This is a genomic window from Bradyrhizobium tropiciagri (genome assembly GCF_018130505.1).
Classification (GTDB): Bacteria; Pseudomonadota; Alphaproteobacteria; order Rhizobiales; family Xanthobacteraceae; genus Bradyrhizobium; species Bradyrhizobium tropiciagri_B.
The window spans coordinates 519,085-534,590 of sequence record NZ_JAFCKH010000003.1; the positions used below are offsets into that span (position 1 = coordinate 519,085).

The window sequence follows — 15,506 nt, forward strand, 5'->3', positions numbered from 1 at the left end:
ATGGATCATCAGATCAGGTCAAGGATGACGACGATGACCGAGACGGTTTCCCTCCCCAAGGCGATGATGCGCGGTTTCACGATGAAGTGCCCGAACTGCGGGCGCGGCCATCTGTTCGGGCGGTTCCTGAAGGTGGTCGATCATTGCGAGGTCTGCCACGAGGATTACACCCCGCAGCGCGCTGACGATTTTCCGGCCTATCTCGTGATCGTCGTGGTCGGCCACGTCGTGGTCCCGGCGCTGCTCTGGATGGAGATGACCTACGCGCCGCCGGCCTGGCTGCAGCTCGCGATCTGGCTGCCGGTGACCCTGTTCAGCGCGCTCGGCCTGTTGCAACCGACCAAGGGCGCGATCGTAGGCCTGCAGTGGCAGCTCGGCATGGAGGGGTTCGCTGCGACCCGGCAGCGCGCGGTGGCAACCGTGCGGGCGGCCGTCGGGCGCACCCGGGAAGCCTGACGCGAAAGCACTTCGTAGGGTGGGCAAAGCGCAGCGTGCCCACCATCACGAGCACATCGTAAATGGTGGGCACGTCGCTGCGTTCTTTTGCCCACCCGACAGCCTGCATCGACATGTTGATCTGCAACGTGACGGGAGATTCCCATGGATTCACGGCATGAAAAGCTGATCTCGCGCCGCCACTTCTGTCTGTGCTGCACAGGCGCGGCTCTTGCCACCGCCAGTGGTTGGCTCTCACCGCGCGAGGCGTACGCGGAAGCGCGTGGCCTCGTGACCCTCATCAAGGACAGTGCGGCGACTTCGCCGATCACTACGCATAAGCTGCGCGGCAACGTGACCGTGCTCGAGGGCTCCGGCGGCAACATTGCCGTCCTGTCGGGCCCGGACGGGAAGGTGCTCGTCGACGCGGGAATCAGTGTCTCCCGGCCACAGCTCAGCAAGGCGCTGTCCGCACTTGGCTCCGAGCCGGTGACACACCTGATCAACACGCATTGGCACTTCGATCACGCCAACGGAAACGACTGGCTGCACTCGGTCGGCGCAAAGATCATTGCCCACGAGAACACCCGCAAGCATCTTGCCGAGGTTCAGCGCGTGGAAGACTGGGATTACAATTTCCTGCCGTTACCGGCGGGTGGGATACCCAGCGAGGTCATCAGCGCGAACCGCACATTCAAGTTCAACGGCGCGTCCGTCGAGTTGAAGCCGTTCAAGCCCGCCCACACCGATGGCGATCTGTCGGTCACCTTCGGGGAAGCCGACATCATGCACGTCGGCGACACCTACTGGAACGGAATTTACCCCTTCATCGACTATTCGACCGGCGGAAGCATCGATGGAATGATTGCCGCATCGGACGCAAATCTGGCGGCGGCAACGGACAAGACCGTGATCATTCCCGGACACGGCAATCCGGTCAGCAATAAAGCGGAGCTCAAGGCGTTTCGCGACATGCTTGTCGACATCAGGAACAATGTCGCGGCGTTGAAGAAGGCAGGGCGCAGCCTGGAAGAGACGATCGCCGCCAAGCCGACGGCCGCGCACGACGACAAGTTCGGCCGGTTTCTGATCGATCCGCCGTTCTTCACGAGGCTCGTCTACGAAGGCGTGTGATGACGTTCTCCGTCACCAAGGCGGCGAGTTTGTAGGGTAGGCAAAGCGAAGCGTGCCCACCATCACGAGCACGCCGCGGAGGGTGGACACGTCGCTACGCTCCTTTGCCCACCCTGCAAAATCTCGTAGCCCGGATGGAGCGAAGCGCAATCCGGGGCAGGCCTATCCATGGTGAGAGCGGCCCCGGATTGCGCTGCGCTGCATCCGGGCTACGGATCATCAAACCGGATGATGATGCGGCCGGAACATGCGGCCGCGTTCCGTCACCAGCACGACGGCGAGCGCGGCCAGCGTGCAGAGGAAGAAGCCGGTCGCGAACGGCAGCAGCGTGCCGTCGTAGTCCTGGCCGATCGTGGTGCCGATGCCGATCCCGAGCAGCGTGGTGATGGTGCCGTAGAGCGATGAGGCGGTGCCGGCGATCTTGCCCTGGGGCTCCATCGCGAGCGCGGTGAAGTTTGCCATCATCAGGCCGAACGCGAACATCATCAGCATCGACAGCGCCATGAACAGCGGCAGCGACAGCATGTCGAGCTTGACCGCGAGCAGCAGCGCGCCGGCGACCACCGCAAAGCCGGTCAGCGCGGCGTGCGAGATCACGCGCATGCCGATGCGGCCGACGATCCGCGCATTGAGGAAGCCGGCGATCGCGACGCCGACGGCGCAGGCTGCGAAGGCGACCGGGAAGTAGTGTCCGAGCTTGAATATCTCGGTGAACACCTGCTGCGAACAGAACACGAAGGCGAACAGCGAGCCCTGCACGCCGCCGGCGGCGAGCGCATAGCCGAAGGTCTGGCGGTTGGTCACGGTCTGGCGGAACGCCGATACCACCTCGGGGATCGCCAGCGACTTGCGATTCTCCGGCGCCAACGTCTCCGGCATGCGCAGCGCGCTCCAGGCCAGCGCGATGACGCCATAGACCATCAGCACCACGAAGATGCCGTGCCAGTGCGTCAGCAGCATCACCGCCTGTCCGAATGACGGGGCGATCACGGGTACCGCGATGAACACCATCATCGCCAGCGACATCACGCTCGCCATCCGCCGTCCGGCGTAGCAGTCGCGCACGATCGAGGTCGCGATCACGCGGGTCGCCGCGGTGCCGAGGCCCTGCAGCGCGCGCGCCAGCAGCAGCGTCTCGAACGAGGGCGCCATCACCGCGAGCAGACCGGCGATGGTGTAGACGGTCATGCCGCCGAGCAGCACCGGGCGACGGCCGAAGCGGTCCGACAGCGGGCCCATGACGAACTGGCCGACCCCGAAGCCGACCAGGAAGATCGACAGCACCATCTGCGGCCGGTTGGCGTCGGCGATCGCAAACGCGGAACGGATGTTCGGCAGCGCCGGCAGCATCATGTCCATCGCCAGCGGGTTCAGCGCCATGATGGATGCGATAACGACGACGAATTCGGGAAAGCCCATCGGGCGGTGGCCTGAGGAAACCCAGGCATCGGCATTGATATCGGACACTTATGACCTCTTGGAAGCCGCCAAGCCTAGCGGCTTCGCTGCGGTGCACAATGCCCGTTTCGGGATGGGTGATGACCGGTGAGGGATGGGCTAGGCAGCGACGTTCAGCCGACGTGCAGCATCGCCTTCAATTTCAGCACCGCGCTGTCGGGCGTCGTCAGCACCGGCTTACCGGTGACCTCGGCGACGCGGTCGGCGGCCGGCGCCATGCTGTACTGGGCGAGCGCGATCAGGTCGCAGTCGCGCAAATCTTTCGACGCTTCGACCACCAGGCGGTCGTGCTCGGCGCGGTCGCCGCGGTCGAGCGCTGCCAGCGCGCCCTCGGCGAGCTTCGGCACGAGCCGGACGGAGGAGGGGAATTCCGGCGGCATCGAGACCAGCGTCGGCGGGAAGGTCGAGAGCAGGCCGATTGTCGTTGCCTTCGCGACCGCCTGCTCGATCATCGCCTCGTTCGGCTTGAGCACCGGCATTGGCGCATGCGCGCGCGCCACCGCCTCGATGCAGGGGCCGAATGCCGAGCAGGTGAAGAGAATGCCGTCGGCGCCGGTATCGGCGGCATAACGGCCCATTGCGAGGAAGCGCTCGGTCATCCGCTCGGTGAGCTTGCCGTCGCGCGCGAGATCGGCGGAGAGCGAGTCGTCGAGCAGGTTCATCAGCCGCGCCTTCGGCCACAGCCGCGCGAACGATGCCTCGATCGGAACGATCGAGTGCTTGAGGGCGTGGATCAAAGTGATGCGCATGGCCGGTGCTTTTCTCCCTCTCCCCGTTCTTCACGGGGAGAGGGTCGGGGTGAGGGGCTCTATCCAGACTATCGGTGAGAGAAGGACTCGCGGAGGCTCCCCCTCACCCGGATTGCTCCGCAATCCGACCTCTCCCCGCAAGCGGGGCGAGGTGACTTCTTATTACTTGAACGGAATCGCGTACATCAGGCCGCCCTTGCTCCAGGTGGCGTTGAGGCCGCGCTCGAGCTTCAGCGGGCTGGCCTTGCCGACATTGCGCTCGAAAATCTCGCCGTAATTGCCGCCGGCCTTGATCGCCGCGACCAGCCATTTGTTGTCGAGGCCGAGCCGCGAGCCGAGATCGCCGGAGGCGCCGAGCAGGCGCTGGATCGCCGGCACCTGCGACTTCGTCATCTCGTCGGCATTGGCCTGGGTGACGCCGAGCTCCTCGGCTTCGACCAGGCCGTAATGCAGCCAGGTGATGATGTCGCTCCAAACCTCGTCGCCGTTGCGGGTGAACGGGCCGAGCGGCTCCTTGCTGATGGTCTGCGGCAGCACGACGTAGTCTTCCGCCTTCGGTGCCGCGGTGGCGACCGCGCCGGCGAGAGCGGAAGCATCTTGCGTCATGGCATCGCAGCGGCCACCGAAGAAGGTCTGGTACATGGTGTCGACGCGGTCGAACACCAGCGGCTTCCAGTCGATGCCGTTGGCGCGGCCGTAGTCGCCGAGCGTCACCTCATGCGTGGTGCCCTGCGCGACGCAGACGGTGGCGCCCTTGAGGTCCTTCAGCTCCTTCACGCCGAGGTCCTTCTTCACCACAAAGCCCTGGCCGTCGTAGAAATTGACCGGCCCCTGGCGCAAGCCGAGCGTGGTGCCGCGCAGAAAAGTCTGCGTCGAATTGCGGTAGAGCACGTCGATCTCGCCGGACTGCAGCGCCGTGAAGCGATTCTGCGCGGTCAGCGCGACGTAGCGCACCTTGCTCGGATCGCCGAGCACGCCGGCGGCGAGCGCGCGGCAATAGTCGACGTCGAGGCCCTTGAAGTTGCCCTGCGAGTCCGGCGCCGAGAAGCCGGCAAAGCCGGTCGAGACGCCGCACACCAGCGTGCCGCGCTGCTTGACGGTGTCGAGCGTCGCTGCGCTCGCGCCGGCGATGCTTGCGGCGAGAACGGTTGCAGTAATCAATCCCCTGTACATGTTACTCCTCCTACCCTGTTTGAGCTGATCCTTTCCGGATCATGCTCCGTGACCAACGTCCTTCAACGCGCTGTCTACCGCAGCGCCTAGTCTTTCGACGATCATGTCGATGTCGCCGGAAGTCGCGATATAGGGCGGGGCGAGCAGCACATGGTCGCCGCTCTTGCCGTCGACGGTGCCGCCCGCCGGATAGCAGCCGAGCCCACCGGCAAAGGCCGTGGCCTTGATGCGCTGATGCAGCTTCAGCTTGGGATCGAACGGCTGCCGCTTGGCGCGGTCGGCGACCAGCTCGATCGCCCAGAACAGGCCGCGGCCCCTGATGTCGCCGACATGGCGGTGATTGCCGAAGCGCTCGGTCAGCCGCTGCTCGAGCTGCTTGCCGCGCTCCTTGACCTGGTCGAGCAGCTTTTCCTCGGCGATGATCTTCTGCACCTCGAGCGCGGCAGCGCAGGCGAGGGGATGCGCCAGATAAGTGTGGCCGTGCTGGAACGCGCCGGAGCCGCCGCGCACCGTCTCGACGATGGTGCCGCTGGCCAGCATCGCGCCGATCGGCTGGTAGCCGCCGCCGAGCCCCTTGGCAATCGCCTGGATGTCGGGCGCGATGCCCTCTTGCTCCCACGCATTGAGCGTGCCGGTACGGCCCATGCCGCACATCACTTCGTCGAGGATCAAGAGCGCGCCGTGGCGGTTGCAGATCTCGCGCACCGCCTTGAAGTAGCCTTCGGGCGCCGGAACGCAGCCGGCGGTGGCGCCGACCACGGGCTCGGCGATGAAGGCCGCGACGGTGTCGGGGCCGAGCCGCTGGAATTCGGCGTCGAGCTCGGCGGCGAGCCGCGTAACAAACGCCACCTCCGATTCATCGTCATGCTTCTCGTGATAGGCGAAGGCCGGCGTGACGTGGCTGAACGAGGGCGACAGCAGCGGCGCATAGGGCTCGCGGCGCCAGGCATTGCCGCCGGCCGACAGCGCGCCGAGCGTGTTGCCGTGATAGCTCTGCCTGCGGGCGATGAAGCGCGCGCGCTGCGGCTCGCCACGCTCGATGAAATACTGCCGCGCCAGCTTGATCGAGGCCTCGATCGCCTCCGAGCCGCCGCTGACGAAATACACCGCGGCGAGGCCGCCGGGCTCGTGGCCGACCAGCCGCTCGGCAAGCTCTTCCGCCGGCTCGGACGAGAAGAACGCGGTGTGGGCATAGGCCAGCGTCGAGGCCTGCTTTCCGATCGCCGCGAGCACGCGCGGATGCTGATGGCCGAGACAGGACACTGCGGCGCCGCCGGAGGAATCCAGCACGCGGCGGCCGTCCTCGGCGATCAGCCAGACGCCGTCGCCACCGATCGCCTTCGGCGGGGTCTCGCGCAGGCTGCGATGCATCACGCGGCTCTTGTGGGCTGCCAAGGGGACTGCCATGACACTCATCCTTTCTCGACAAAATATTGCGACATCTCGGCAAGCCGGCCCTCGGTCTCCTCCAGCTTGCGCTTTGCGGCCGCGCCGCCGAGCGTGAAGGCGACGGCGGCCAGCGATTGCGCGACCGCGATCGCGCCAGTGAGGCTCGGGAAGAAGCCGGGCGAGGCGGCGGCCTCGAACAGCAGCAGATGATCGGCGCCCTCTGCCATCGGCGCCGCAAAACTGTCGGCGATTGCGATCAGCGTGGCGCGCGCCTGATGCGCCGCGCGCGCGGTCTCGACGCTGACGCCGGTGTAAGGCGCAAAGCCGATCACGACCACGGCATCCTCGCTGCGGAAGGCGCCGTGGTCGAGATCGAACGGACCGGAGCCGCCGACCAATTGCACCGCATCGGGACGGAAAAGGCGAAGCTGGTAGGTCAAGAGTTCCGCGACGCTGCGACAGCTGCGAAAGCCTGAAATCCAGATCCGGTTCGCGCTGTGCAGCGCACGCGCGGCGTCCGCGATCGCATTGGCGGAGATGCGCGCGAGGCCCGCAGCCTCGGCCTCAAGCTTGTCGTGCACCAGCTTGACGTCCGCATTCGGCCCGGCGCGGCGGCTCTTCGCGCGGCCGGAGAACGGCGAGGCCTGCGCCGGCCGACGCGCCTCGGTGAGCGCGGCGCGCAATTCGTCCCAGCCGGAATAGCCGAGCGCCTTGGCAAGACGGGTGAAGGAGGCGGGATCGGCGCCGGCGACGGATGCGAGCTCGCGCATCGAGCGGGTGGTGGCGTCGTAATCATTGGCCGCGACGAACCGACCGACTTCCTGCAACCGCATCGGCAGCGACGGCAGTGCGCTGCACAATTCGTTGAGGGGCGATGGTTTCGGCTCAGCCTGGGCCATGAAACATATGTTGCATGAATCTTAATTTGGTGCAACATATGAAGTGCGCGCCCCAGCGCATGGCAGAAGATCGCTTCTCACAAGGATCCTTGTGCTGTGACGACATCGACGCCGAAACGCCCTCCCGCCCGGCCCTTGCGGCTTTCGCTCGACGACCCGCGCATCGCCGGCCTGTTCTGGCAGATCCTGGTGGTCGGCATCGCGATCGCCATCGTCGCCTGGCTGTGGTCGAACGCCGTGCACAATCTCTCCGTACGGCGCATCTCGACCGGCTTTGCCTTCCTCGGCCGCGAGGCCGGCATGCCGATCTCGGACAGCTGGATCGACTACACGCCGAAGAACACTTATCTGCGCGCCTTCATCGTCGGCCTCGTCAACACGCTGCGCGTCGCCGTGATCGGCATTGTGCTGGCGACGGTGATCGGTACGCTGGTCGGCATCGCGCGGCTGTCGACCAACTGGCTGCTGTCGCGGCTCGCCGCCGTCTATGTCGAGGTGCTGCGCGATTTGCCGCTCTTGCTGCAGCTGTTGTTCTGGTACGTGCTGATGCAGGGCCTGCCGGCGGCGCGGCAGGCGTGGAAGCCGGTCGAGGGCGTGTTCCTGTCCAACCGCGGGCTGATCCTGCCGTCGGTGCCGTTGCACGACGCCAATCTCTGGACCCTCCTCGCGCTGGTCGTCGGCGTGATCGTCTTCATCATCGTCCGTCGCCGCCTGATCGCGCAGCAGATGCTGGACGGCAAGGCACGGCCGGCCTGGCCTTACGCGCTCGGCCTCATCGTTGCGCTGCCGGTGCTGGTCTCATTCCTTGCGGGCGCGAGCTGGAGCATCACGCTGCCCGAGCTGCGCGGATTCAACTTCGTCGGCGGGCTGACCCTGGCGCCGGAATATTTCGCGCTGCTGATCGCGCTCGTTACCTACACCTCGGCCTTCATCGCCGAGATCGTGCGCAGCGGCATCCAGGCGGTGCCGCGCGGGCAGTGGGATGCCGCCAAGGCGCTCGGGCTGAAGAAAAGCTTTGCGCTTCAGCACATCGTGCTGCCGCAGGCGCTGCGCGTCATCATCCCGCCGATGACCAGCCAGTATCTCAACCTGACCAAGAACTCCTCGCTCGCGGTCGCGGTCGGCTATCAGGACATCGTCTCGATCGCCAACACCACGCTGAACCAGACCGGGCAGGCGATCGAGTCGATCGCGCTGATCATGATGGTGTTCCTCACCATCAGCCTCGGCATCAGCCTGTTCATGAACTGGTACAATGCGCGCATCGCGCTGGTGGAGCGCTGACATGAGCTCGCTCGCCCACGTCCCGCAAGATCCGTTGCCGATCGGCCGGCCGCGCGTGCAGCGTACGCTCGGCGGCCAGATCGCCCTCTGGCTGCGCACCAATTTGTTTCCGTCGGTGGCCTCGTCCATCCTGACGCTGCTGCTCGTTGCCGTGCTCGGCAAGGCCGTCGTCGCGCTCTGGCAGTGGGGCATCGCCAATGCGATCTGGTCCGTCGCCGGCAACGACACCAGCGCGTGCCGCGCGTTGCGCGGCGTCGGCGCCTGCTGGGCGGTGATCCCGGAGAAGTACCGCTTCATCCTGTTCGGCACCTATCCGTTCGACGAGCAGTGGCGGCCGGCCCTGGTGGTCGTGATCTTCATTGCGCTGTTCGCGCTCTCGAGCCGACGCAGCTTCTGGCGCAAGGAGCTGTTCCTGCTCTGGGTCGCCGCGCTGGTCGCGATCGGCTGCCTGATGTGGGGCGGCTTCCTCGGCATGTCCTACGTCTCGCAGGACCGCTGGGGCGGCCTGCCGGTGACGCTGATCCTTGCCACCTTCGGGCTCGCCTTCGGCTTCCCGCTCGGAATTCTTGTCGCGCTCGGCCGTCGCTCGAAGCTGCCGGCGATCCGCTCACTCTGCGTGCTCTATGTCGAATTGATCCGCGGCGTGCCGCTGATCAGCCTGCTGTTCATGGCCAGCGTGATGTTCCCGCTGTTCATGCCCGACGGCGTCAACATCGACAAATTGCTGCGCGCGCAGATCGCCTTCATCCTCTACGCCGGCGCCTACCTCGCGGAGGTGGTGCGCGGCGGACTGCAGGCGGTGCCGCGCGGCCAGTCGGAGGCGGCGGATGCGCTCGGCCTGTCCTACTGGAGGAAGAACCTGTTGATCGTGCTGCCGCAGGCGATCCGCCACGTCATCCCGCCGCTGGTCAACACCTTCATCGCCTTCTTCAAGGACACCAGCCTGGTCTTGATCATCGGCATCTTCGACCTGCTGACGACCGCCAAGACCGCGATCATCGACCCGGCCTGGCAGTCGTTCAGCGTCGAGGTCTATGTTTTCGTCGGCGTGATCTACTTCGCCTTCTGCTTCGCAATGTCGCGCTACAGCCGCAGCCTTGAGGCGCAGCGGACGGCGAACTGATCCTCACTTCCGCCGCGAGAGGATGGCGTTCCAGATTTCGCTCTCGGTGCAGATGTTCGCGGAGCCGTAGGCCCACTCCTCGAAGACGTGGCCGGCTTCCTGGTAGTGGCCCTTGTATCCGCCGATCAGAATCTCGTCCGACGCCTTTGCCTCGTTGCGGACCCAATGGACCAGCTCGTGCAACAGGGTTCGCATCAGCCGGTTGCCGGCGCGTGTCGGATCGACGTCGTAGCCCTCCTCAAACGCATCGAACCAGAACGACGTGACGATGACGTATGGCTTACGGCCGAAGGAAACGCCAAGCGTGTCGGTAAACCCGCACGCGTCGACGATCTCGCCCTGCACGGGCGGCCTTATCAGCCCCTGGGCGACATCGACCCGTGGCTGGGCCGCATAGGTCAGCGCCGTCTTGGCAAACTTCTCGGCAACCTTGGTCGGCTGAAACTGATCGTCGGCCATGCAGGCTTCGAAGAATGCATTGCGGATCTTCGGCTGTCCCTTCAAGGCGCCGTCGATGCCTTGCATGAACTTGGTCACCTTGGGATATTTCTGCATGTCGGTCGGAACCAGGAACATCGACTTCCTCCTGCAAGCACAATGAAGTCGATCACCGCATGAAAACGGTTCAGCGTAAGTTAGTCGCGGAGGTGGACAGGCAGTTCAAGGAACCTGTCCGTTGCGTCGACGCGTTACGGGCAGGAATTGAGTTCGCTGAAGCTTGCCGGAGCGGCAGACTGTCGCATGGGAGGCCTTCGACAGGTCCTCGAATTTTCGACGCGCGTTGCATCCTGGTCGCGATGTCGTGTCCGCGGCGCGGCGGCATCGGGCCGTCAGCGAACTCGCGGCGGTCAAGCGCGGCGTGAGTGATCAACGCCGTACCGGTGTCACACAGATTTTCCGCCCGCCGCGCGGCGTCGATGTTATGATCCGGTGCATACGCAGACCATTTGACGAACGCTTCATGTTGTCGATTGTCAGGCCGCGTCGGCGGGTTCATCGATCGATTCCACTGGCGGCCATCGGCTCGGCCTGCCTGCTGCTGGTCGTCAGCGGGGCTAGCGCCGAACCTGCCGGCAATGTCGAAGTGACACCGGCCGCGCAGCGCGCAGAGCCGGCGCAACCCGAAGCGTCTCATCCGACGGCGACCGCCGGAGAGAACCGCGATGAAGCGGCGCGGCCGGCGCCGGACCAGCCATCTCCATCCGCTCCGTCTCCGGCGCAATTGCCATCGGCTGCAAAGCTCGACGGGCCGCAGCAATATTGCAAGGTGCTGGAGGAAACGGCGCTGAAGAACGGCCTGCCTCCGGACTTCTTCGTCCGGCTGATCTGGCAGGAAAGCAATTTCGATCCCAACTCGGTCAGTAGCGCCGGCGCGCAGGGCATCGCCCAGTTCATGCCGGGCACCGCGCGCTGGCGCGGTCTGGCCGATCCGTTCGAGCCGCTGCCTGCGATCCAGGAGTCTGCCCGCTGGCTTCGCGAACTGCGCGAGCAGTTCGGCAACCTCGGGCTTGCGGCGGCGGCTTATAATGGGGGCCCGCGGCGTGTGCAGGACTGGCTGGCGGGACGCGGCAATTTGCCGGGCGAGACCCGCGCCTATGTCAGGATCATCACCGGGCGGACCGCCGAGGAATGGGCGCAGGGCTCGCTGGAAGATCGCGTCCATACCGCTGCCGCGATGGCCTGCGGCGACATCGTGCGCGGCATGCTGGTCAGGGCGCTTCCTGCCGGACCGGGAGCGCCCGGTAGAGAGCCGGCGGCGGCTGCGCAACAGGCAGCGTGGGGACCTTGGGGACTGCAACTGGCCGGCGGCCCGTCGCAATCAAGGGTGCTCGCCGATTATCAGCAACTCCAGAAGCGCTTTGCGCCGGTGCTCGGCGATCGCGCGCCGCTCGTTCTGAGAACGAACCGGGCCGGACCCGGCTCGGCATCCTGGTATCTGCTCCGCGTCGCCGAGACGACCCGTGAGCGGGCCAATCAGTTGTGTGCGCGACTTGAGAAGATCGGCGGAAGCTGCCTGGTGTTTCGCAACTAGCCGGCTCACGAAGGCCGTAGGATGGGTGGAGCGCAGCGATACCCATCATCTCGCCGCGCGGGTGCGCTCGATGGGTATCGCTGCGCTCCACCCATCCTACGAACCGCGTCCTATTCTCCGCCGTCATCGCCCGGCTCGACGGGGCGATCCATTACGCCGAGGCCCATCGGTTCAATCACTGCTGTCTCTGGAATACTGGATCACCCGGTCAAGCCGGGTGATGACACCGCGTTGTGTGGCGAGCGGTGTGCCACACACTCAGTGTCGTCCTTGCGAAAGCAGGGACGACCGATGTGAATGGTGACACCGCACCATTCGCGAGTATCCTCTGCTCCTGAACATCGACGTCCCACCAAGAGGCATCATGACCAGCACCATCGAAGCTCCCGACAGCGGCTATCGTTTCATGCCCGGCGTCAGCCAGTATTCCTGCGGCATCGGTGCGCTGCCCGGTTTTGCCATCGAACGGGTCAGGTTCGCCGAGCCGGTGCCGCTGAGTGCGGGTTTCGAGAGGATCGCGCAGATCCTCAAGGCCGCCGGCCGGCCGCTCACGGCGTTCGGCGCCTGCGAATTGCGCTCGCCGGCGCCGTTCACCGAGGACGGTTTCAAGGCGTTCAACGACATCTACATCAAGACGCTGATCGCCTGGGGCGTGATGCGGGACGGTGTCAATCCGGTGGCGCGCAGCAATGTCTGCCCGAAGATCACCCCGCCCGCCGAGCCGAGCTTCCACGCCTTCTGCTACACGGTGCCGTCGAAGGATGCGCCGGCGAGTTTCGTCGTCGCCGGCAGCGGCGAGTCGGTCGAGGGCAAGGCCAATTATCGCGACCACACCATAGCGCCCGGCGACACCAGTCCGGCCGGTATGCGGGCCAAGGCGACCTTCGTGCTCGATGAAATGGAGCGCCGCATGCGCGCATTCGATGCCTCCTGGCGGGACACCACCGCGGTACAACTTTACACCGTGCACGACGCCTATCCGGTCCTTGAAAGTGAACTCGGCCGCCGCGGCGTGTTTCGCAACGGTTTGACCTGGCATTTCGACCGGCCGCCGGTGGTCGGGCTCGATTACGAGATGGATTGCCGCCGCGTGCATCGCGAACGCGTCATCTGACGCATCAAAAGCGCGTGTGAGCGCATGTCGAGGCGCATGCCCTTTCTTGACTCCGGTCGCGCCAGCCGTTTCCTTCTCTCAACGATTGATGCGGCTGGGTGAATGCGGTGCAGAACGGATCCGTGATCAAGCGTCGGGACTTGCTGGCGCTGATCGGTACCATCGCCGGCAGCTCGGCGATGTATCACGCGATGACGAGCCTCGGCTTCGCATCGGAGTCGGCCTACAAGGGGCCGCTCAAGCTCACGGGCGATCCAAAAGGCGCCTCCGTGCTGATCCTCGGCGCGGGGCTCGCCGGCATGACGGCGGCGCTGGAGCTGCGCAAGGCCGGCTACAAGGTCCAGATCCTCGAATTCAACAGCCGCCCGGGCGGCCGCAACTGGACCATCCGCGGCGGCGACAGCATCGTCGAGCTCGGCGGCTTCAAGCAGAAATGCGAGTTCGAGCAGGGGCTGTATATCAATCCCGGCCCGTGGCGGATTCCCTATCATCATCGCGCGCTGCTCGATTACTGCCGGCGCCTCAACGTGACGCTGGAGCCTTTCATCCAGCTCAACCACAACGCCTATCTGCACGCGACGCGCGCATTCGGCGGCACCCCGCAACGCATCCGCAGCATCAAGGCCGATTTTCAGGGCCAGGTGTCGGAGCTGCTCGCCAAGGTCACGCAGCAGGGCAAGCTCGACGAGAGCGTCAGCAAGGAGGATCAGGAAATCCTGCTGCAATCGCTGCGCGCCTGGGGCGCGCTCGATCGCGACTACAAATACAGTGCCAATCTCCTATCATCGGAGTTCCGCGGCTATGCGCGCGATCCCGGCGGGGGACTGTCGGCCAACCCACTGCCGAGCGAACCGATCGCGCTGTCGGATATCCTTCGCTCGCGGCTGTGGCGCTATCTGCAGGCGTTCGCGCGCTACAATTTCCAGACCACAATGTTCCAGCCGGTCGGCGGCATGGACATGATCGGCAAGGCGTTTGCGCGCGAGGTCGGCGATCTCATCCGTTATAACGCCAAGGTGACGCAGATCCGGCAGAACGGCTCCGGCGTCACCGTCAGCTATGTCGATACGGTCAATCCTTCGGCCGTGCAGCAGGCCACCGCGGACTGGTGCATCTGCACCATTCCGCTGTCGATCCTGAGCCAACTGCCGGTCGACGTCGGCGCGCCCATGAAGAATGCGATCGACGCCTTGCCTTATGCCGGCTCGGTCAAGATCGGACTGCAGTTCAAGCGCCGCTTCTGGGAAGAGGACGAGGCGATCTATGGCGGCATCAGCTACACGGATTTGCCGATCCGCCAGATCGCCTATCCGAATTACGGCTTCAACCGCTCTGGCCGCGGCATCCTGCTCGGCGCCTATCTGTTTGAGGGCGCCAATTCCTACGAGTTCACCGCGATGACGCCGGCCGAGCGCGTCGCCAGCGCGGTCGAGTTCGGCTCCAAGATCCATCCGCAATACAAGCGCGAGTTCGAGACCGGCGTGGCGGTGGCCTGGCACCGCGTGCCGTTCACGCTCGGCTGCAGCGGCGAATGGAGCGATGCGGGGCGCGCGCAGCACTACCGCAACCTCTGCCAGATCGACGGCCGCATCGTGCTGGCGGGCGAGCACGCCTCCGACCTGCCGGCGTGGCAGGAGGGCGCGCTCCTCTCGGCGCTCGATGCCATCGCGCGGCTGCACGAACGCGTGGTGAAGACGTGATGAAATGGGCAACGACATCGGCGGTCACAGCGCTGACGCTGCTGTCGGCCACCGCGGCGATCGGGCAGGACGGCACCGCCGGCCGCCGCACCTTCTCCGACGGCTACCGCTTCGTCGAGATGACCGGCGAGGAGTTGTTCGCCAATGTCTGCCAGGGCTGTCATATGCCGGACGCGAGCGGCGCGAGCGGTGCCGGAAACTATCCGTCGCTGGCCGCCAACAAGAATCTCGAATCCGGCGGCTACCCGGTGTTCCTCGTCGTCAACGGCCGCCGCGGCATGCCGGCCTTCGGCGACATGATGACCGATGGTCAGGTCGCCGCCGTTGTGAACTATCTACGGACGCATTTCGGCAACGACTATCAGGACGCGGTGTCGGCGAGGGACGTCCAGGATGCCCGCCGCTAGCCGCACAACAGAGCTGGGGAGAGCGTGATGAAATTCGTTGGTCTCGTGTTGGGCGCCGCACTGTCGGCGGTCGCGACCGCTGCCTCCGCCGACGTGATCCGCCATCCGATTCCCAACTCGACATTCCCGATCGCGCAGGCGGTCACCGTGACCAGCAATGCCACGACGGTCTATGTCAGCGGCCAGGTGCCGCCCGTCATCAACAAGGACGCTGATCCGTCCAGCCCGCAGGCGTTCGGCGATACCAGGACCCAGACCGTCGGCGTGCTCAACCGCATCAAGGGCATCCTCGAGGGCCTCGGGCTCGGCATGGCCGACGTCGTCAAGATGCAGGTGTTTTTGGTCCACAACGCGTCCGCGCCGATGGACTTCAAGGCCTTCATGGAGGGCTACACCCAGTTCTTCGGCGGCAACCAGCCGAACCTGCCGGCCCGCTCGGTGGTCGGCGTCGCCGCGCTCGCCAATCCCGGCTTCCTGGTCGAGATCGAGGTGATCGCGGTCAAGGACCCGAATAAGGACTCCAAATAGCGCGCGAAACTGCGGGGCATGCGCGCGGAAATTGAAGGGCTCGCCGTCTTGCCAAAGCGGGTGCCGCCTGTCTGAATTCAG

Annotated in this window: 15 protein-coding genes; 9 read left to right on the forward strand and 6 right to left on the reverse strand. The window is 65.5% G+C overall.

Annotated elements, in window-relative coordinates:
- Nucleotides 1-33 precede the first annotated feature (33 nt).
- Nucleotides 34-456: a DUF983 domain-containing protein gene (locus JQ633_RS10070; RefSeq protein WP_249159067.1), complete on the forward strand. Its 423-nt coding sequence runs from the start codon at nucleotides 34-36 to the stop codon at nucleotides 454-456.
- 144 nt (nucleotides 457-600) lie between these two features.
- Nucleotides 601-1,569, forward strand: a complete 969-nt coding sequence (locus JQ633_RS10075) for an MBL fold metallo-hydrolase (protein WP_211984825.1) — start codon at nucleotides 601-603, stop codon at nucleotides 1,567-1,569.
- Nucleotides 1,570-1,788: 219 nt separating this feature from the next.
- Here the strand turns inward: JQ633_RS10075 and JQ633_RS10080 are convergent, their stop codons facing one another.
- The 5 genes from JQ633_RS10080 to JQ633_RS10100 all read right to left on the reverse strand — a co-directional run bounded on the left by JQ633_RS10080 (nucleotide 1,789) and on the right by JQ633_RS10100 (nucleotide 7,237).
- Nucleotides 1,789-2,988 (reverse strand): multidrug effflux MFS transporter, encoded by a 1,200-nt coding sequence (locus tag JQ633_RS10080; RefSeq protein WP_249159183.1) that lies wholly within the window; start codon nucleotides 2,986-2,988, stop codon nucleotides 1,789-1,791.
- A 152-nt stretch (nucleotides 2,989-3,140) separates the two neighbouring features.
- On the reverse strand, nucleotides 3,141-3,776 hold the full coding sequence (locus tag JQ633_RS10085) for an arylsulfatase (protein WP_211984827.1): 636 nt from the start codon (nucleotides 3,774-3,776) through the stop codon (nucleotides 3,141-3,143).
- A 162-nt stretch (nucleotides 3,777-3,938) separates the two neighbouring features.
- On the reverse strand, nucleotides 3,939-4,949 hold the full coding sequence (locus JQ633_RS10090) for an amino acid ABC transporter substrate-binding protein (protein WP_211984828.1): 1,011 nt from the start codon (nucleotides 4,947-4,949) through the stop codon (nucleotides 3,939-3,941).
- A 39-nt stretch (nucleotides 4,950-4,988) separates the two neighbouring features.
- Nucleotides 4,989-6,344, reverse strand: coding sequence for an aspartate aminotransferase family protein (locus JQ633_RS10095; protein WP_211984972.1), 1,356 nt, complete (start codon nucleotides 6,342-6,344; stop codon nucleotides 4,989-4,991).
- Between the two features lie 17 nt (nucleotides 6,345-6,361).
- Nucleotides 6,362-7,237: a MurR/RpiR family transcriptional regulator gene (locus JQ633_RS10100; RefSeq protein WP_211984829.1), complete on the reverse strand. Its 876-nt coding sequence runs from the start codon at nucleotides 7,235-7,237 to the stop codon at nucleotides 6,362-6,364.
- Nucleotides 7,238-7,333: 96 nt separating this feature from the next.
- Here JQ633_RS10100 and JQ633_RS10105 point away from each other — a divergent pair, with 96 nt between their 5' ends.
- On the forward strand, nucleotides 7,334-8,521 hold the full coding sequence (locus JQ633_RS10105; RefSeq protein ID WP_211984830.1) for an amino acid ABC transporter permease: 1,188 nt from the start codon (nucleotides 7,334-7,336) through the stop codon (nucleotides 8,519-8,521).
- Nucleotide 8,522: 1 nt separating this feature from the next.
- Nucleotides 8,523-9,644, forward strand: coding sequence for an amino acid ABC transporter permease (locus JQ633_RS10110; protein ID WP_211984831.1), 1,122 nt, complete (start codon nucleotides 8,523-8,525; stop codon nucleotides 9,642-9,644).
- A gap of 3 nt (nucleotides 9,645-9,647) precedes the next feature.
- On the opposite strand, the gene JQ633_RS10115 is transcribed toward JQ633_RS10110, so the two are convergent.
- The gene (locus JQ633_RS10115; protein ID WP_211984832.1) at nucleotides 9,648-10,220 is read right to left on the reverse strand and encodes a hypothetical protein; all 573 of its coding nucleotides are present in this window, start codon (nucleotides 10,218-10,220) and stop codon (nucleotides 9,648-9,650) included.
- 142 nt (nucleotides 10,221-10,362) lie between these two features.
- Here JQ633_RS10115 and JQ633_RS10120 point away from each other — a divergent pair, with 142 nt between their 5' ends.
- From JQ633_RS10120 to JQ633_RS10140, 5 genes are all read left to right on the forward strand, one after another.
- A complete protein-coding gene (locus JQ633_RS10120; protein WP_211984833.1) occupies nucleotides 10,363-11,676 on the forward strand; it encodes a lytic transglycosylase domain-containing protein in 1,314 nt (437 codons plus the stop codon).
- A gap of 364 nt (nucleotides 11,677-12,040) precedes the next feature.
- Nucleotides 12,041-12,790, forward strand: coding sequence for a 2-amino-5-chloromuconate deaminase CnbZ (gene cnbZ, locus JQ633_RS10125; RefSeq protein ID WP_211984834.1), 750 nt, complete (start codon nucleotides 12,041-12,043; stop codon nucleotides 12,788-12,790).
- 107 nt (nucleotides 12,791-12,897) lie between these two features.
- On the forward strand, nucleotides 12,898-14,490 hold the full coding sequence (locus tag JQ633_RS10130; RefSeq protein WP_211984835.1) for a flavin monoamine oxidase family protein: 1,593 nt from the start codon (nucleotides 12,898-12,900) through the stop codon (nucleotides 14,488-14,490).
- On the forward strand, nucleotides 14,490-14,897 hold the full coding sequence (locus JQ633_RS10135; RefSeq protein WP_211984836.1) for a c-type cytochrome: 408 nt from the start codon (nucleotides 14,490-14,492) through the stop codon (nucleotides 14,895-14,897). The genes JQ633_RS10130 and JQ633_RS10135 overlap by 1 nt, the downstream gene beginning before the upstream one ends.
- A gap of 27 nt (nucleotides 14,898-14,924) precedes the next feature.
- Nucleotides 14,925-15,425, forward strand: a complete 501-nt coding sequence (locus JQ633_RS10140) for a RidA family protein (RefSeq protein WP_211984837.1) — start codon at nucleotides 14,925-14,927, stop codon at nucleotides 15,423-15,425.
- Nucleotides 15,426-15,506: the final 81 nt, after the last annotated feature.